Here is an 18,397-nt window from a genome sequence, read left to right as displayed (position 1 = left end):
TGGAAGCACAGAAAAACAAGCCGATCTTTTTGTGAACGTTTGAGCTCACAAACAAATCGACTTGCTGTTTTAAAACTGTCTTAATTTTCTTAATCATTTAATCTAGACCGACATTTAAGCGGGCTTTAAGAAAGTCGGAAAGCACCAAATAAGCTAAAACAACTAACGGGAGGAACAGCCAATATTGGGCCGGTAGACCGACAAAACCAAATGTGTGCTGTAGCGGACCAAAAACCACAAGGAACCCAACCAAGATCGCGGCCACGGTGGCAACGATCACCGGTTTGCCAGCCCGACTTTTGAAGAACGGGACCTGGGTTGTCCGATAAACGAAAATAATCAAACTTTGGGTGATCAAGCCAACTAGGAACCAGCCGGTCTGGAAAAGTCCAGCTTGGGCAACTGTGTTGGCCTGCAAAGCGAACCACATAAAGGCAAAGGTGATCAAATCAAAGATCGAGCTGACCGGGCCAAAGATCAAGGCGAATTTAAGCAAGCCTTTTGTCCGCCAAGGTGTGGGCGCCCGCAACGAATCATCATCGACATGATCCCAAGGCAATGACATTTGCGCCAGATCATAAATCAGGTTCTGGACTAAGATCTGTAGTGATAACATCGGCAAAAATGGTAATACGATACTAGCCAACAACACGCTCAAGGCATTGCCGAAATTGGAAGCGATCGTCATGCGGATATACTTCATCGTATTTCGATAAACGACCCGACCTTCGATGATACCATCTTCGAGCACCAGCAAACTCTTTTCCAACAAGATGACTTGACTTGCTTCTTTAGTCACATCAGCCGCGTTCTCCACAGAGATCCCCACATCGGCCTGACGCAGGGCCGGAGCATCATTGATCCCGTCTCCCATGAAGGCGACTGTATGTTTTTGTTGCAATATTTTAATGATCCGCGCCTTTTGGACGGGGTTGAGTTTGACAAATAAGTCATGTTCTTCGACCACGGCGGCCAATTCTTGATCATTGAGCTCCGCGAGTGCTTGGCCTTCTAAGTAACTGGTTTCCTTGATCCCCACTTTACCAGCAACATGTTGCGTGATCGCGCCATTATCGCCAGTCAAGATCTTCACTGTAACGCCATGAGCCTGCAACAATTGGATCGCTTGCTTGGCCGTGGCTTTCTCTGGATCCAAGAAACCCATCAAGCCAGCAAAAACCATTTTTTGTTCATCATTGATCTGATAAGTCGCTTGTTGATGGACATCCATCCGGTAAGCGATCCCCAAGATCCGCATTCCTTCATTGTTGAGTCGTTGATTCAGCGCCACTAATTGATCACGGATCGTTGCGGTCATTGGCTGGACTCGACCATTCCATTCGACCCGGTCACAGATCTTCAGGATCTCTTCAAAGGCGCCCTTGGTCACCATCCACTGATGTTGCTGATTCTTCACGACCACAGTCAACCGCCGCCGATTGAAGTCAAAGGGGATCTCATCGACCTTTTGGAGATTATCGGGCAGGTCCGTCATCAAAGTGGCATGTTGGATTGCCTGACCATAATCGATCACTGCCTGATCCAAAAGATTTCGCCAACCAGTTTGATAGTAAGAATTCATGAATGCATATTGTAACACCCTCGCGTCACTGTTTCCTTGAGGATCCAAGTGCGACATCAAGGTGATCTGATCTTGCGTCAAAGTCCCTGTTTTATCCGTACAGAGGACATCGACTGCGCCCAGGTTTTGCACCGCGCGCAACTCTTTGACGATCACTTTTTTCTTGGCCAAGGTCGTCGCGCCTTTGGCTAAATTACTATTGACGACCATCGGTAACATTTCTGGCGTCAGCCCGACCGCTACTGCCACTGCGAAAAAGAAGGCCTGCGTCCAATCTCCCTTAGTAAAGGCGTTGATCAGAAAAACGATCGGAACGAGGACGATCATCATGGTGATCAGCAAGCGTGAGATCCGCCGTAACCCACGATCGAACTGAGTCGCGCCACGTTTTTGGGTCGCTAATTTAGCTAAGTCACCAAAAAGCGTTTGACTACCCGTCCGTAAAATCACAGCCTGACCACTACCGCTGAGAACATCAGTCCCCATAAAGACCAGATTATGTTGATCAAAAACTTGATTTTCACTGGCGCTATCCACCGCCGTAGCCGCTTCATCAGCCAGAGTGGCGAATTTCTCGACTGGCATCGCCTCGCCAGTGATCGAAGATTGATTCAAAAAAAGGTCTTTTGTTTTGAGCAAATAGGCATCGGCAGGGATCAGATCCCCCGTCCGTAATTCAATAATATCGCCGGGGACTACGACCGTCATGGGCAATTCTTTCGTTAGATCCTGCCGAGTAATGGCGCAGGTGTTCTCGATCATTTTTTGTAAAGCGGCACTGGCCTTTTCGGAACGTAACTCTTGGACGAACCGCAAAACTACTGATAATAAGATCATCATCGTCATGACGATTGCCCCATCATAGTCTGCTGTTAACGCCGATAAGATCGCTAAAAAAATCAATACGATCACAAAAGGATCTAAAAAAGCTTGACCTAATAATTTCAATTTACTATTTTTTTCATGGGTGATCACTTGATTGGGGCCATACTGTTCCAACCGTTGTTCTGCCTCAGCAGTCGTCAAACCAGTTGGCCGAGTCGCCAAAGTCGCCAGCAATTCTGCTGGACTTTGTTGGCTTTCCTTGATCAGCGCCGCAGCTTTGCTGTGTGCGATCGCGGTCTTCTTATTTGTAAACAACATGGTATTATACCTCCAGGTTCGGTTTCTTGATTACTCTGTGTTTGATTTGCATTCGGACCAGCAGACACGCGATCACCTCCAGTTTAAGTACGATTATTTGATCAGCAACAGCCACGAAAAAAGGCCCACTCGTCAGTGAGTGTGCCAATATAAGCAGGATCACTGTCGAGTTTTAGCACTATGCAACGTAGAATCCAATTCAGCTACATTAGAAAAAGCCTTGAAGGCAATTCCAGCTGACTCATGGGCATCTCTCGATGTTTCTGAGCAGTAGCGTTTGTTTGCATAGGAGCCTCACCTAACAGGTGTCTATTCTGATTTCTCTCAATCCCTATCATAACGTTTTTTGGGTCAAATGCAACTGATCACGATTGCTTTTTTTCAAAAAAAGTTAAACAAAATCAATCGCAGCAGCGATTTAGTCTTGCTTAATTTTTTTATTTGTTCTTTCAAATCATTTTGATCAGTATGATGTTGGCAGTTGCTCCTAGCGCCCAGTCCCTCGGCGCGAACTGATCGAACTCCGCTCAGCTCAAATGATCATCTGAAAGCCGGCATGACCATCTTTTCGGACCGGTCTGATTGACCAGAAGCCCATGATCGCCTGCACATTCAAAAACCCGATCACTGAAAACACGTTGTTTACCCTTGACCGTGATCCCTCTACTTCCCTCTACTTCAATGAAGAATCTGGTTTGTTTCTTCCAAGAGCTTTAATTATCAGTTTTTTTTTGCTAAACTAGACTCAATGTGAATTTATTGAGAGTGGGAGGAACTATTTTGATTTTAATGAATGACATCGTTCGCGATGGCGATCCCGTACTGCGACAAGTCGGCGCCCAAGTTGAATTTCCCTTAAGTGCGACGGATCAAGAACTTGCGCAAACGATGATGGCCTACTTGGAAAACAGTCAAGATCCTAAATTAGCCGAAAAATATGGTCTACGCCCCGGCGTTGGCCTAGCCGCACCTCAAGTTGGTGTTTCTAAAATGATGGCGGCAGTTTTAGTACCCGGTGCGGAGGATGATCCTAAACCACTTTTTAAAGAAGTGATCATCAATCCTGTGATCGTCAGCCACTCAGTCCAACCTGCTGCCTTGTCAGAAGGTGAAGGTTGCTTATCCGTTGATCACGATGTTGAAGGTTATGTCGTGCGCCACGATCGGATCACGTTACGCTACCAAGACGTTAGCGGTCAGACTCACAAGATCCGCTTGCGCGATTACCCCGCGATCGTTTGTCAACATGAGATCGATCATCTAAACGGTCATTTATACTATGATTTGATCAACAAACAAGCACCTTATCAGTTAGCCGATCAAAGTACGGTGCTGATCGACTAAAACAGCGCGCTCAGGATCCGGCCGAAGTAGCACCGAAGCTGATAGGATCACGATTTTTTCGGCGTAGTTGGTTTTGCCGGCCCAGGAGGTGCAGACTGATCCGCAACTTTGATTCGATCCATATCATGCATATAGCGTATCGTTGCCTGATTGGCCAAATAAGCAACATCGAAATGAAAACTCTGTTGTAGCTGCCAGCATTCTGTCACATGGACAGGTGCTGGCAGTTTTAAGATTTGATTCAATAATGCGGTCAGTTCTGCGGCAGTGATCGTTAATGAATGGGTCGGTGTCACCGCGACTTGATACTCAAATAATAAGACGTCACGATGCCAGATCGAAACTGGCACGGTGCTACTCAAGCTGGCGAATTTGATAAAAGGATACTTGGCTTGCCAAGGCAGCAAAGCCGCTCGCAATTGCTGATCCAATAATTGTTGTTGTTGACGCTGTCGATGGATCAGCCAATAATGGTGCCCGATCCCTCCGCCGATCCCCAAAAGCAGGATCGCGGCTAAAACCCCAATAACGATCTGCATCTTCTGACCTCCTTTTGGTTCCAGTATACCCTACTCCTAGTCAAAACTGGGTTCTAGCGGCTTCAAGTCTAGCCAACAAAATCGTTTGATAGAACCTGATTTTACTAGCCCTATCAGTATACAATGACCCGAAATTATGATAATATCAGAATAACTGTGAGTGAGACAGCTGGTTTTGCGTCGCCTTTTTTCCAAGGAATAAACCAGTCTGATCACTGACCAAACGTTCGGAAATAAAAAATAAGGAGTTCTTAATTTGATCTATAAAGTTTTGTACCAACCAACCGAGATTCGCAACCCACAACGCGAATTGACTCGCTCTCTCTACCTGGAAGCTGACTCACTAGTCGCTGCCCGTGCCTTGGTCGAGAAGAATACGGCCTATAATGTGGAATTGATCCAAGAATTGACTGGCAATTTCTTGGCTTATGAGCAAAAGAGTCCTGACTTTAAGCTCACGGAGTTTAATTAATGGTTAAAAAGTTAAAAATTCAAAATAATGAAACTGCGGTCTACGCGATCGGTGGCTTAGGCGAGATCGGTAAGAACATGTATGGGGTCCAATTCCAAGATGAGATCATTGTGATCGATGCTGGGATCAAATTCCCTGAAGATGATCTGTTGGGGATCGACTATGTCATTTCTGATTATAGTTACATTGCCGAAAATATCGATAAAGTCAAAGCCTTAGTGATCACCCACGGCCATGAAGACCATATCGGTGGGATCCCCTTCTTGTTGAAACAGATTCCTAGTATTCCGATCTATGCAGGTCCCTTAGCCTTAGCTTTGATCAAGGGCAAGCTTGAGGAACACGGTCTCTTAAGTACCACTGAACTGCATGTGATCAATGAAAACACCGTGCTCAAATTTGCTAAGATGAGTGTGACTTTCTTTAGAACGACACACTCGATCCCTGATACGTTAGGTGTGGCCGTGCATACACCTCAAGGCGTTGTCGTTGAGACCGGCGATTTTAAATTCGACTTGACGCCAGTTGGCGATCAACCCTCCCCTAACCTGCAACGAATGGCTCGTTTAGGTGAAGAAGGCGTCTTATTATTGATGTCTGATTCAACTAACGCCGAAGTTCCGAATTTCACCAAATCCGAACGTTTTGTCGGAAATTCGATTCGCCATATTTTTGAAGGTATTGAAGGTCGGATCATTTTCGCCTCATTCGCCTCAAATATTTCGCGGGTGGCTCAAGCTATTGCAGCGGCGATCGAGCATGATCGTAAAGTAGCGGTCTTTGGCCGTAGTATGGAGACCGCGATCGTTAACGGTCAAGAATTAGGCTACTTGAAGATTCCAGATGGTGTCTTAGTTGACGCCCATGAGATCAATCGCCTGCCCGCGAACAAAGTCATGATCCTTTGTACCGGTTCCCAAGGTGAGCCAATGGCTGCCCTAAGTCGGATCGCCAATGGCACCCATCGTCAGATCTCGATCAATCCTGGCGATACTGTGATTTTCTCCAGTAATCCGATCCCCGGCAATACGATCAGTGTCAATCACTTGATCAACCAACTCTCCGAAGCCGGCGCAGATGTGATCCATGGTAAAGTCAATAATATCCATACATCTGGTCACGGTGGTCAAGAAGAACAGAAGTTGATGCTGCGTTTGATGAAGCCGAAGTTCTTTATGCCGATCCACGGTGAGTATCGGATGCTCAAGATCCATACAGAATTGGCGGAACTCTGCGGCGTTCCCTTGGATCATAGTTTTATTCTGGAAAATGGCGACGTTTTGGCACTCACAGATAAACGGGCGCGAGTCGCGGGTCATTTCCCTGCAGATGATGTTTATGTTGATGGCTCTGGTATCGGAGATATCGGTAACGTGGTCCTCCATGATCGCCGGCTTCTTTCTGAAGAAGGACTTGTCGTCGTAGTCGCTACGATCGATTATAAGAAGAAATTAGTCCTTGCTGGTCCTGATATTCTTTCTCGCGGATTTGTTTATATGCGCGAGTCAGGTTCACTGATCGAGGCTGCGCAAAAGCGGATCTACAATTTGATCCGTAAAATGTTTGCCGACGAAGAAAAAGTCACTGAATCGATGTTGCGTGACGCGATCATCGACGCGCTTCAAGAATTTCTCTTCACGCGAACCGAACGTCATCCTCTGATCCTACCCATGTTGATTGCAACAAACTGATCAAGTACGACCTAGTGTGGTAAGAAAGTGTCCATCACTTTTTTACCACACTTCATTTTTTAGCTTGGCTTAGTAGCCTGACCTGATCCTTCAGTTTCCGCTGGATCAAAACAGCGCTGAGCACTAAGCCAATTGTTGTCCAGGAGGAATCAGTCATGAAGTATGTTGTCGTTATCAATCCGAAGGCCGGCAGCGGTGCCGCCGCGAAAGTTTGGCCCCAACTTGCCGCCGGCTTAAAGAAGGCAACGCTAGATTATCAAGCGATTTTTACAGAATATGATGGTCACGGTGTCTTATTAGGCGAACAGCTGGCTCAAAGAGCTTTGACCAGCGAGGCCGCCGCAACCGCGGCCCAAAAGCCGATCAATGGCCCCGCCTTTGTGATCATCATCGTTGGCGGTGATGGCACCGTCAATCAAATCCTCAATGGACTTCAGCATCAGCAACGACCCCAGCAACAGATCCCGATCGCTTACTTTCCAGCCGGTTCTGGTAATGATTTTGCGCGTAGCCTTCATCTCACCCATAACGTTGATCGTTTCATCCAACGCTTACAACAAACAACGACGACGACCGCGTTGAATATTTTTACATTGGCGTTGCAGACCGAGGCAGAAACACCGAGCCAAACTTATTATTTGATCAATAATTTCGGAATGGGCTTCGATGCTCATGTGGTTCACTTGACCGAGCACTCCCCTTGGAAAAGCAAGTTAAACCGTTGGCATTTAGGTAATCTAGCCTACGTGATCAATTTGATCTCTGTTTTGAAGCACCAGAAACCCTATGAGCTGACGTTGACCTTAGGTGATCAAACGCATCATTTTGAGCATGCTTATTTAAGCACGCTGACCAATATCGCCTATTTTGGTGGCGGCGTTCCGATCGTCCCGGCCGCTGATCCCCATATCCAAGAACTTAATTTGATTATTTTAGAAAAGCCAAGCTTGGCAAAATTCATTTGGTTGTTTATGTTAATGCTGACCAACGGCAAACATTTGAACAGCCCCGCAGTCCATCTCTTTAAAGGGCAAGAACTGCATCTCGCGATCAGCCCACCGCAATATGGGCAAATGGACGGCGAAGACATGGGCAAACATGCCTTTCAATTGACCGCCCATAATCAACAATATCCATTCTGGATCTAATCCTAAACAGTTACCACAAGCGACCCCTGCCTACATTGACACAATGGCATGGGTCGCTTGTTTTATCGGCTTGGAAAACCAGCGGGGCTAATGCGCTATCACTTTTCTTGTCGAAAACTCCTCGCTAAAGGGCGGATCACTCACTGAAAATCGATGGACAAGTTTATTTGACATCACTAAAATGAGCCATGTTCCTAAGTCAAAAAAGAAAAGGAAGCGTTAGTAACATGGACAAGAAAAGATTATTGCAACAAGCTCAGGCAGAACAACAAGATGAAGGTCGCATCAAAACGATCACACAACTTAGTCTGATCCACTACATCATGTTGATGGTCGCTTGGTTGATTATTTTTGTGCTACGCCTGCTAGCTCAGCAACCGACCACCGATTTATTTTTTATGCTTCTGATCGTGGGGCTCGGTCATGAGGTTTTCACTTGGCACCAACAAAAATCTTGGTGGACGGCACTCTTCGTATTGGTCCTGCTCGTTGCAGTGGCTACAACGGGTTGGTCATTGGTATTGCCACTTCTTGGTCGCTAAGCTTTGAGCCGGCCCAAATTGACTTTGCAAAATCACCTAAAAAAAGCGCGGGCGACCGCGGGACTCACCCAAACAGCCTTGGCAAAACTTGTCGGGGTCTCGCGCCAAACCATCAGTAACATCGAAACCAACCAATTCGTACCCTCGGCTAGATTGGCTTTACTGTTATGCTTGGCTTTAGATCAAGATTTTGCCAGTCTCTTCTACTTTGATTGAGCTCCTGATTTGATTGCCCCTGACTCAATGGCGGATCTGGTAACGTTATCAGCTCATGTGCCGTGGCTTTAGCGCAATCAAAAAAGACGTCGGAAATCGCCATTTTCCGATGTCTTTTTGATTATTTGAGTCCGTGGTTTTATGATCCGAAAATAAAGCGACCTTCAGCAATTTTCTGGACGCAATTCAGCCATCCCGATCAATGGATCGATGGTGTTTGCGGCCACCAACTGCGGCGTTAAGACATACGAGACTTTATCAGTAGAAGTGGTGCTATTCGTGGCTCGCGCAATTTCTGACTGCTTACTCTTTTGAGCGTCAACTGAGGTCATAGCTGCTGATTGCTCCGGCTGATCAAGTGTGACTGTCACTTGATCGGCCGCAACAGGAGGCGTCTTTTTATAGTCTGCCGCCGCTTCTTGAACGCTTTCGCCCAAATGAGTCAGCAATGTTTTTCCAGACGTAAAAATTTCACGGATCCGCGCCGCCAGTGTCGTTTGTCGCTCACTTCCCTGATTCCTGATTGCCTGAGCGAAGGCGGCTGGTTCTCCGACCATCACCAATTTGTTTTTCGAACGAGTCACTGCGGTATACAATAACTTTCGTTGCAACATCATGCGATTGTTCATCGTCAAGGGTAAAATAACCAATTGATATTCGCTCCCCTGAGATTTATGGATCGAGATACAATAGGCCAAACTCAAGTTATGCCACGAGGACTGGGGGATCTCTACTTCAAGACCAGAAAAATCAATGATCAACAACGGCTCAGCATCATCGTCGCCCTGTGCCTCACGAATGCCAGTGATCTGACCGATATCACCATTGTAGATCCCCAGCTGCCCTTCGTTTTGTAGTTGGATCACCTTATCGCCGATCCGAAAAACACCATTATTGGCTTGGACTTCTTTTGTTCGGGCAGTTTTCTTGGGATTGACAAGGGCTTGGACCGCCGTATTGATCTGATCGATACCGCCGTCATAACGATACATTGGCGCTAAGATCTGCGTTTCGTTCAACGTGAAGTTCCGCCTCAGCGATTTCTGGATCACTTGTTCGACCACATGCGCGACTTGCGCCGGCCCGCAACTGATAAAGGAACGATCAGGCAGATTAGCAGTCAAATCGGCGGGCACTTGGCCATCACGGATCGCGCGAGCAAGATTGATGATCGTCGAATCATCTGATTGACGATAGATCGCGGTCAGCTCAGTCACAGGTAAATGATCACTAGCGATCAGATCCGCAAAAACACGGCCAGGACCAACTGAAGGCAATTGATCCTGATCCCCGACCAGAAGAAGCTGCATGCCTTCAGGAATCGCCTGGATCAGTGTCTGGAACAAACGCTGATCGACCATCGACATCTCATCGACGATCAACAATTGTCCCTGAAGGTCATTGCCGATCATCTCACTAAACTGATCATCATTGGGGGCCAATCCCAAAAGACTATGTAGCGTTCGTGCCGGAAGATCCGTCAACTCATTTAAACGTTTGGCCGCGCGTCCAGTTGGCGCCGCTAGTTTGATCGGAGCATCCTCTTGATCTTGATCCTGATGGCTTAATTTGAAATCATTCTTTTGGGCAAAAAGTTGGACCACCGCCAATAAAATCGTGGTTTTTCCCGTACCCGGGCCCCCAGTAAGGACAGATAGCGGTTGATCTAGAGCCGCACGGATCGCTTTGACCTGCTGTTCATTGTAACTGACTTGATAACGCCGTTCTAATTGCCGCAATGCTTTTTGAAAAGTCGTATCATCCCAAGCCTTGATCTTCGTTTTTTGGATCCGGCGTAATTCCTGCGCGATCTTGACCTCACTGAGATAAGTCGCACCCAAATAGAGGCGGTGTTCTTCCGCTACGATCAAGCCTTGACCCGCTAAAGTCACAAGCTCATTTGCAATTTGCTCATCTGTTGGGACTTGCCGCCGCGTTGGTCGTAATAACGTCAAGGCGCCCTCCAGAACCAGGTCGACATCAACGAACGCGTCACCAGTCTCTAAAAGATCATTACGCAGAAATTGGATCAAAGCACCTTGGATCCGCACTGGTGCATCAAAAGCGATCGCCAAATTCTCTGCCAATTGATCAACACGTTTAAAGCCGATCTGGGGAACTTTTAGCGCTAATTGGTAGGGATCCTCTTGTAAAACAGCTAAAGTCTGCCCGCCAAAGTTCTTCATGGCCTGACTGATCATCCATGGCGTCAGACCCAACTGCGTCAAGGATAAAATCATTTTCTCAGTACCATATGATTCGCGCAACTGAGTCAAGATCGTGGTTACCTGCTTCGGTTTGAGACCGATCTCCGCTAATTGATCAGGATCTGCCATGATCTCATCAATGGCTTCAACGCCAAAATGACTCACGATTTTTTTTGCGGCGACCTTCCCTATTCCGGGAAAACGGTCACCAGAAAAATATTGGACCAAACTATCAGAAGTCGAAGGCGCGATATGCTGGGCACTGGTCACTTGGATCTGCGTACCATACTTGCTATGGACAACTAATTTACCTTTAAACTCATACGGCTGATCAAGATCCAGCTCGCCGAAATCGCCTTTAACAGTGATCGTTGGATCAGGCCAATTAAAATCCGCCTGTTTGATTTTAACGATGACGATCTTAAAATAACTTTTTGGATCCTCATAACGAATATCCAAAACCGTGCCGATCAACGTCACTGCTTCATTGATTTTTGACATCCTGATCACTTCCCTTTTGTCACTCATCCATTATTCTTGCAATCACCGTCACACATTGGGCCGACCCAAAAATACGACAGCAAAATTATTGTTTCGTACCAAAAATCGCGTTGACTGCTTGTTGATACTTTTTCGGTGCCTGTTGGGCCGCCTGTTTCAATAATGCCTCACCACGAGCAGCTTGCTGCTGATTCAAAAGACAGCCACCCAAAACAAAAGCCGCATCGGCATCATCAGGCGCCAATTTGTAAGCTTTCTGTGCATATGGTCGCGCCGCTGACCAAAGTTGTTGCTTGGTCAAGATCTGTGCCAATAACAAATTTTCGGCAAACCCTTGGGGCCTGCGTTCAAGAGCTGTTAGGGCAAACGCGCTGGCTAATTGTAATTGCTGTTGTTCAAAGTAGATCACAGCTAACAAATAGTTCGCCGCCGCAGCCAAGGTCGAGGTCATCAAGGGGCGCAATAAAGTGATCGCCTGCTGATCATCATGTAACTGATGCGCGATCACCGCCTGATTGTAAGGGATCGCCGGATCTTCAGGGGCCAACACTGCCGCATGAGCTAAGAGCTGCTGCGCCTGAGTCAAATCGGCCACGGCCATCAGGTGCGTCGCTAATTTGATCAACCTGGTAACATCATTTGGGTCTTGTTGTAATTCCTTGGTTAATTTGAGAATTTCTTTTTGTTGTTCAGCCACAGAGAATTGGGCACTGGCCGAATCATTCGAATGATCTTTGCTCATGAGAACTCCTTTTAAAATTAGCCGCGGTCTGCGCTGCGTATGGTGGGTGAGCTTGCTGTGTGTCTCTGCCGTTTCAACGTTGGCCGCGGTCTGCGTTGCGCGTGGCGGGCAAGCTCGCTGTGGGCACTGTTTTAAGCCTCGCTTTGCGAGTCTTAAAATCAGGCCTTGGTCTAAGTGGCCCAGCCACTAAGACCAATTTCACGGCGATCTTACCCGCCACACTCCACTCCGCCCGCTCAACCGTTTTAAGCAAATTAAGCTACCACGCCATTCTACTTGCTCGTGTAAACTGACGGATTCCCACGCAATTGATGACCATGGCTAGTCGTCACAAGTTCGCACTGATCGTTACACCGTAACAATTAGCTTGATGAACATTTGAAACTAACCAACTGCATACCACAGAACTTGGATCGCGCTAGTCTGGGCAATCAGTTGGGACAACTAGTTAGAGACTTTTATCAATCGAAATGGTCTCATTTTGTCCGCCACACTAGCAAAAGCACTTCGTAACCTACTCCGCCTAGATTGCAGATAGGCGCAATTCTGCCTAGCAACCGCCTCAGGGCGTGTGGCTCAGCAGTGAAGTTTGTCTTAGTGATTTATCACTTAGACAAAGGCTCGATTTGAAGACAAGCCGCTGGTTTTGCGGATTGGCTTCAAACGATGCCCACTGCGTTCCAGCCACCACAAACGCCCTGAGGCGGTTGCGTCCACACCCCAACCCGGCCATACCTGCAATCAAGCAAGTCAGTAAATATAGAAACCGCACTTTTCAAATCGGTTCAAAACAGCGTCCACTGCGTTCCAACCACGCTGATAATCAAACTGAATCGCTGGCACCTAATTTCTTGCCGAGATAAGAAGTCTCATTCCAACGGATCTTCTGGAAGGTTTTGCCCTGATCATGGGTGGCCAATTCCGTTAAACTGGTATTGGCTAAACCACCATCCTTGCGCAGATCTTTCAAAGGTGTCCCAAGGAGTGACTGCATCAGGGCCGTTAACGCCGCGCCATGACTGACGATCAAAATATTCGCGGAATCCTGAGGATAACGTTGGGCGATCGCCACGATCACCCGGCGCATCCGCAAAATCAACTGGGTAAAGCTTTCCGCTTGGATCCGCTCAGCTTGAAATTTATCGGGGCGATGCCGAAAAGCGTTGACCTCGTGGGGATACTTGACCTCGACCTCTTGAAAAGTTTTACCTTCCATGACCCCCAGATTGAACTCTCGTAGATCTTTCTCCAAATAGATCGGCAAATTCTGCTGATTCAGATTCTCGCTGATAAAAACGGCCGTAGTTTGCGCCCGTAACAAGGGGCTGGTATAAATGGCCTGAAAATGGATCCGCTCATGCTTCAAATAATTTGCTAGTCGGGTAATATCTCGATAACTAGCCGGCAAAAGTGGCGAGTCACCATGCGCACCTTGTAGGCGTCCCTCAAGATTCCATTTTGTTTTACCATGTCGTACGAAGAAAAAATTTGTCATAACTACCCCTACCTATCAAGCTTTGTTAAACGACCCAGCATAAATCAGCGGTAATGAAAAAGGCTGGGCGATTTTCATCGTCAACAGCCCGATTTTCATTTGGACTTACACATATTGTAAGACTTTTGTATGGTCATAGGCAACATCAATCGTTCCGCCACCCAAACATTCCTCATTATTGTAAAAAACGACGGCTTGACCTGGTGTGATCGCCCGCACCGGCTCGTCAAAGATCACTTCCGCATTCGTTGGCTCAGTTGGATCCAGCTTAACTGTGACGCCAACGTCTTTTTGTCGATAGCGAAACTTAGCGGTCGCGTGGAACTCAGTAGCTGGCGCTGCCCCAGCAACGAAGGAAAGCTTGACTGCTGACAGGCTAGTCGCAAATAAGCGGGGATTATTGAAGCCTTGGTCGACGATCAACGTGTTGCTAGCCATATCTTTACCCACCACGAACCAAGGCTCGCTGGAATCACTAGAACCACCGATGCCTAAGCCTGAACGCTGGCCAATGGTATAATACATCAAGCCATCATGCTGACCCTTCAGCTCACCGGCTGGTGTCCGCATCGCCCCCGGTTGTGCTGGTAAAAACTCCTTCAGAAACTTTTTGAAATCACGCTCACCAATGAAGCAGACCCCGGTAGAATCCTTTTTACGGGCGGTATATAGGCCAGCCTTCTCAGCGATCGCGCGTACTTCTGGCTTGCGCAAATGTCCGATCGGGAACATGACCTTTTGTAATTGTGCTTGCGACAAGGTATTCAAGAAATAAGTCTGATCTTTATTGTCATCGGCGCCCCGTAGTAGATGGACCGTCCCATCTTGATCCCGTCGCAACTGAGCGTAGTGGCCCATGGCGATATAATCCGCATTCAAGGCCAACGCATAATCTAAGAACGACTTGAATTTGATTTCTTTATTACACATCACATCAGGATTAGGTGTCCGATTGTGACGATACTCATCTAGAAAATATTCAAAGACCCGGTTCCAATATTCTTTCTCAAAGTCGATCGAATAATAAGGGATCCCGATTTGATTAGCGACCCGTGCCACATCTTCATAATCTTCCGTGGCGGTACAAACGCCAGAGTCCGTGGTGTCATCCCAATTTTTCATGAAAACACCGATCACGTCATAACCTTGTTCTTTAAGCAGCAGCGCCGTCACTGAAGAGTCAACGCCACCGCTCATCCCGACAACTACTCGGGTCTTTGAATTATCCATTACTTCATTCGCTCCTTGATTAGGAGACAACGACCAAAATGTCGCGCTCCATAAAATTCTCGATCAAGTAGTTGAACTGCTCAACTTCCTTGACATTCTTCTCATCTTTAAAAATATTGATTGCCTTCAAGCCACTGCGATCCGTCACGCTCATCTTTAAAGTATCCAGATCAGCGCTGACCGTCATCTTCAATTGAAAAACCGCCACGTAAGGTGATTCCCCATAAAGTGGCCGTACCAGATTAAAATTACCATTTTTCCCTTTGGTAAAGCCAACATCACGTAAGGTGTAAGCCTTGATCTGTGGACTTAATTTAAAAACCCGTTCATCGCCCAATAATTTAACTTCATCTTTTGCCATTTAACTCGCTCCTTATTTAAGATCATGAGTTCATTATAACAAAAACATTGCCTGACGGGGCACTTCCATCAAAGTCTAGTGGCCTAAATAATCGGAAACCACTGTGACGAGGGCTTGCCCTAACGCCTGTGCCTGCGCCAATGTATTTTCACTGCCAAAGGAGATCCGCAAAGATTCGCTGATCTCAGCTGCATTCGCGCCATAAAGAGCCGTCAAAACATGAGAAGGCTCTAAGCTTCCTGCGGTACATGCGGAACCGCCAGAGACCGCGAACCCACGAAGATCCAAATTCGTCAAGGCTAGGTTCGTGGGCAATCCGGGAAACCACAAATTCAAAACATGGGGAAGACTGTCCATCGGTTCCGGTCCATTGATGTGATAATCGACTTGAGCTTGAGCTAACTCTTTAAGTACTGCCTGTTTCAACGCCAGCAAGTTTGCTTGTTTGGTGGCCTTATTAGGCCCATCAAGATCGCGAACTGCTTGAGCTAGGCCAACGATCCCAGGAATATTCTCAGTGCCTGCGCGCCGTTTATGCTCCTGCTCGCCGCCATTCATGAACGGTACCAACTTGACCCCATTTTTCGCGTATAAAAAACCGACGCCCTTGGGCCCATGCAATTTATGTCCTGAAACGGACAAAAAATCAACATTCAAGGCTTGAACATCAATCGGCAAGACCCCATAAGCTTGGACCGCATCTGTATGAAAAACCACGGGTCTATCCGCAAGTAAGGCGCCGATCTCCTTGATCGGTTCGATCGTGCCGATCTCATTGTTGCCCATCATGATCGAAACCAAGATCGTATCTGGCCGTAACGCTTGCGCGACCTGCGCCGCTGTCACATAGCCAAGTTGATCGACCGGCAGATAAGTGACCTCGAATCCTTGCTTCTCCAAACGAGCCATTGTTTGAAGCACTGCCGGATGTTCGATCGCGGTCGTGATGATGTGATGACCACGATCACCATACGCCGCAGCCGTGCTCATAATCGCTGTATTGTCACTTTCTGTCCCACCGCTAGTGAAAATCACTTCGTCGACGCTCGCCGCGTTGATGCTTTGCGCGATCGTTCGCCGACTTTGATCTAAGAGATCATGGGCGCGGCGGCCAAAGGAATGAGTACTGGAGGCATTCCCAAAGTCATTTGCCAAGACCGCTGTCATCGCTTGAACAACACTGGCGCTGACTGGTGTTGTCGCCGCGTTATCAAAATAATAATGTTCCATTTTTCGCCTCCGAAAAAGATCAAGCCAACTCCTAAACAGTCAAGCATCGCCGCTTGACCAACTGGTTCACTTAAGCTTCTGCAAACTCTGGGATCGCCGTCAACAGTAGTTTGGCCGCATTCCGACCAGCGGTGACGACAAATTCATCAAAGCTGACCGTGGCCGCATCATCACCGTTATCACTGATCGCGCGGATGATCAGAAATGGTTTTTCAAAACTAGTCGCGACTTGAGCCACCGCTGCGCCTTCCATTTCGACCGCTTGAACGCCAACAAAATCATGTTTGATGGTCGCGACCCGTTCAGGATCAGCGATAAATTGATCACCGGTCGCGATCAGCCCGGTCACACTATTTAAGGTCAACTGATCCGCCGCTTTTTGGATGATCCGCAATAATTTGGCATCTGCCGTGAAGTAGACGTCATGGTCAGGGACCTGACCCAAAACATAATCGCCGCCGCCAGTGACGTCAACATCGTGATAAACCAAGCGATCGCCGATCACCAAGTCGCCAACTTTCAAACCAGCGCCGACTCCCGCCGCCGAGCCAGAATTGATCACACAATCAACCGCAAAATGATCGAATAAAATCGTGGCTGTCAAAGCCGCCTGGACCTTACCGATCCCCGATTGCGCTAAAACCAGATCGACATTTTTATAGTGACCAACAGTAAACCGCACTTGACCGATCACAACTTCACTGACCGCACGCAAATGTTTTCGGTAACGACCGATCTCTTCTGCCATGGGAACTAAAATACCAACCTTCATTATTGACTCCTCCAAAATTTCTATTGATTGCTTCTTTTCTACTATTGATGATTCTATTACGGATCGCGATACTATTTTAACTTGTTAAGCTGTATAATGACCGCGTTCAAAACGACCTGAGCCGGTATGGCCAAACTACTGATCTGGCCTTCGGTTCGACTGAGACAAACTTACAAGAAGAACAAAGCCAAATAAGTCAACACGATCAATAAGCTGACGATCACTAAGGCCCAATTGAGACGCCGGCGCATTTTAGGATGGGCATGACCGCCATTGTGAACTGAATTTGACTCTTGCTGTGCTTCACGCCGAGTTACTCGCGACAACGGTTCCGCTGCCGGTCGTTGCGCCTGTCGTAACCGTTCACTGCGACGACCGACCGTCGCGTCAGCCGCTGTTGATCGCTCAAGATCGATGATCAAGTCAGGCTCCCGCGCCGCGGTCTTGGTTTTACGCCTTGCCATGATCGGCCTCATGCAATCGTTGCCAATACTGGAGCGCGACTAATGTTTTGCCATCGAGAAACTCGGAATCAAGCAAAAGTTGTTGCGCCTCAGCCAAGGTGAACAGGCGCACCTCCAAAAATTCATCCGGATCCAAAGGACGCTTGTGGGCAAGCGGCGCCAACTGTTGGGCTTGGTAGAGATACATCCGTTCTGTCGCAAACCCTGGTGATGTATAGAATTTGGCCAGCAAGTGCCAATCAATAGCGGTCTGTCCGATCTCCTCGTTCAATTCGCGCTGGGCAGTTTTAAGTGGATCGGTCTCAAGAGGATCGATCTTTCCTGCTGGGATCTCCCAAGTTTCATGAGCCAGAGGCGCCCGCCATTGGCGAACCAAGTAAGCATGGTCTAGATCCGCCAACGCAAGGATCGCCACAGCGCCATGATGCTCAACGATCTCACGTTCTGCTGGTCGACCATTAGGCAAGGTAACCACCTGTTGATGCAACCGCAAAATATGCCCATCATATAATAATCGATCACTTTGAACCTTTTCAGTAAAATCCATGACTATCCCACTTTCCACAAGTTATTATGATACCGAATTTTTTGATGATTGTAAATTCATTTAGCTTATTTTTTGTACGTAAAAAAACATAAAACCACTTTTGCATAATCTGAACTATCAGAAGTTATTATACCAGCCCTGTTGCATTAAATGAAAAGAATTCTGATTTCT

General features: G+C 47.4%; 17 protein-coding genes and 1 riboswitch. Of the genes, 6 read left to right on the top strand and 11 right to left on the bottom strand.

From position 1 onward, the window contains the following. Positions 1–97: 97 nt before the first annotated feature. A complete protein-coding gene (gene mgtA, locus OCU21_RS01695) occupies positions 98–2,725 on the bottom strand; it encodes a magnesium-translocating P-type ATPase (RefSeq protein ID WP_261805765.1) in 2,628 nt (875 codons plus the stop codon). Between the two features lie 154 nt (positions 2,726–2,879). Further along, positions 2,880–3,038: riboswitch (M-box (ykoK) riboswitch) on the bottom strand. A gap of 467 nt (positions 3,039–3,505) precedes the next feature. Here mgtA and def point away from each other — a divergent pair. Next, positions 3,506–4,069: a peptide deformylase gene (gene def, locus OCU21_RS01690; protein WP_261805764.1), complete on the top strand. Its 564-nt coding sequence runs from the start codon at positions 3,506–3,508 to the stop codon at positions 4,067–4,069. A 47-nt stretch (positions 4,070–4,116) separates the two neighbouring features. Here the strand turns inward: def and OCU21_RS01685 are convergent, their stop codons facing one another. Next, the gene (locus OCU21_RS01685; RefSeq protein WP_261805763.1) at positions 4,117–4,608 is read right to left on the bottom strand and encodes a hypothetical protein; all 492 of its coding nucleotides are present in this window, start codon (positions 4,606–4,608) and stop codon (positions 4,117–4,119) included. 256 nt (positions 4,609–4,864) lie between these two features. On the opposite strand from OCU21_RS01685, the gene OCU21_RS01680 reads away from it, so the two are divergent. The 5 genes from OCU21_RS01680 (at position 4,865) to OCU21_RS01660 (ending at position 8,677) form a co-directional block, all read left to right on the top strand. Further along, positions 4,865–5,080, top strand: coding sequence for a DNA-directed RNA polymerase subunit epsilon (locus OCU21_RS01680; protein WP_261805762.1), 216 nt, complete (start codon positions 4,865–4,867; stop codon positions 5,078–5,080). Further along, the gene (gene rnjA, locus OCU21_RS01675; RefSeq protein WP_261805761.1) at positions 5,080–6,771 is read left to right on the top strand and encodes a ribonuclease J1; all 1,692 of its coding nucleotides are present in this window, start codon (positions 5,080–5,082) and stop codon (positions 6,769–6,771) included. The genes OCU21_RS01680 and rnjA overlap by 1 nt, the downstream gene beginning before the upstream one ends. A gap of 155 nt (positions 6,772–6,926) precedes the next feature. Beyond that, positions 6,927–7,919 (top strand): diacylglycerol/lipid kinase family protein, encoded by a 993-nt coding sequence (locus tag OCU21_RS01670; RefSeq protein WP_261805760.1) that lies wholly within the window; start codon positions 6,927–6,929, stop codon positions 7,917–7,919. A gap of 227 nt (positions 7,920–8,146) precedes the next feature. After that, positions 8,147–8,461 (top strand): DUF6442 family protein, encoded by a 315-nt coding sequence (locus tag OCU21_RS01665; RefSeq protein ID WP_261805759.1) that lies wholly within the window; start codon positions 8,147–8,149, stop codon positions 8,459–8,461. Between the two features lie 3 nt (positions 8,462–8,464). Next, positions 8,465–8,677 (top strand): helix-turn-helix transcriptional regulator, encoded by a 213-nt coding sequence (locus tag OCU21_RS01660; RefSeq protein WP_261805758.1) that lies wholly within the window; start codon positions 8,465–8,467, stop codon positions 8,675–8,677. Between the two features lie 164 nt (positions 8,678–8,841). Here the strand turns inward: OCU21_RS01660 and recD2 are convergent, their stop codons facing one another. The 9 genes from recD2 to OCU21_RS01615 form a co-directional block, all read right to left on the bottom strand. Then, on the bottom strand, positions 8,842–11,385 hold the full coding sequence (recD2, locus tag OCU21_RS01655) for an SF1B family DNA helicase RecD2 (RefSeq protein ID WP_261805757.1): 2,544 nt from the start codon (positions 11,383–11,385) through the stop codon (positions 8,842–8,844). Between the two features lie 85 nt (positions 11,386–11,470). Further along, a complete protein-coding gene (locus OCU21_RS01650) occupies positions 11,471–12,127 on the bottom strand; it encodes a tetratricopeptide repeat protein (RefSeq protein WP_261805756.1) in 657 nt (218 codons plus the stop codon). Between the two features lie 823 nt (positions 12,128–12,950). Further along, positions 12,951–13,622: a histidine phosphatase family protein gene (locus OCU21_RS01645; protein ID WP_261805755.1), complete on the bottom strand. Its 672-nt coding sequence runs from the start codon at positions 13,620–13,622 to the stop codon at positions 12,951–12,953. Positions 13,623–13,727: 105 nt separating this feature from the next. Continuing rightward, a complete protein-coding gene (gene mnmA, locus OCU21_RS01640) occupies positions 13,728–14,852 on the bottom strand; it encodes a tRNA 2-thiouridine(34) synthase MnmA (RefSeq protein ID WP_261805754.1) in 1,125 nt (374 codons plus the stop codon). A 19-nt stretch (positions 14,853–14,871) separates the two neighbouring features. Beyond that, positions 14,872–15,213: a DUF1831 domain-containing protein gene (locus OCU21_RS01635; protein WP_261805753.1), complete on the bottom strand. Its 342-nt coding sequence runs from the start codon at positions 15,211–15,213 to the stop codon at positions 14,872–14,874. Positions 15,214–15,288: 75 nt separating this feature from the next. After that, a complete protein-coding gene (locus OCU21_RS01630) occupies positions 15,289–16,443 on the bottom strand; it encodes a cysteine desulfurase family protein (protein WP_261805752.1) in 1,155 nt (384 codons plus the stop codon). Between the two features lie 70 nt (positions 16,444–16,513). Next, positions 16,514–17,215, bottom strand: coding sequence for a 5'-methylthioadenosine/adenosylhomocysteine nucleosidase (locus tag OCU21_RS01625; RefSeq protein WP_261805751.1), 702 nt, complete (start codon positions 17,213–17,215; stop codon positions 16,514–16,516). A gap of 170 nt (positions 17,216–17,385) precedes the next feature. Then, positions 17,386–17,679, bottom strand: a complete 294-nt coding sequence (locus OCU21_RS01620) for a hypothetical protein (RefSeq protein WP_261805750.1) — start codon at positions 17,677–17,679, stop codon at positions 17,386–17,388. Next, a complete protein-coding gene (locus OCU21_RS01615; protein ID WP_261805749.1) occupies positions 17,666–18,226 on the bottom strand; it encodes an NUDIX hydrolase in 561 nt (186 codons plus the stop codon). The genes OCU21_RS01620 and OCU21_RS01615 overlap by 14 nt, the downstream gene beginning before the upstream one ends. Between the last annotated feature and the right edge of the window lie 171 nt (positions 18,227–18,397).

Origin of the sequence: Lapidilactobacillus luobeiensis, assembly GCF_024345205.1 — a bacterium.
GTDB classification, from domain to species: Bacteria; Bacillota; Bacilli; order Lactobacillales; family Lactobacillaceae; genus Lapidilactobacillus; species Lapidilactobacillus luobeiensis.
Note: the sequence above shows the minus strand (reverse complement) of the source record. Positions and strands in the feature narration are given on the sequence as shown.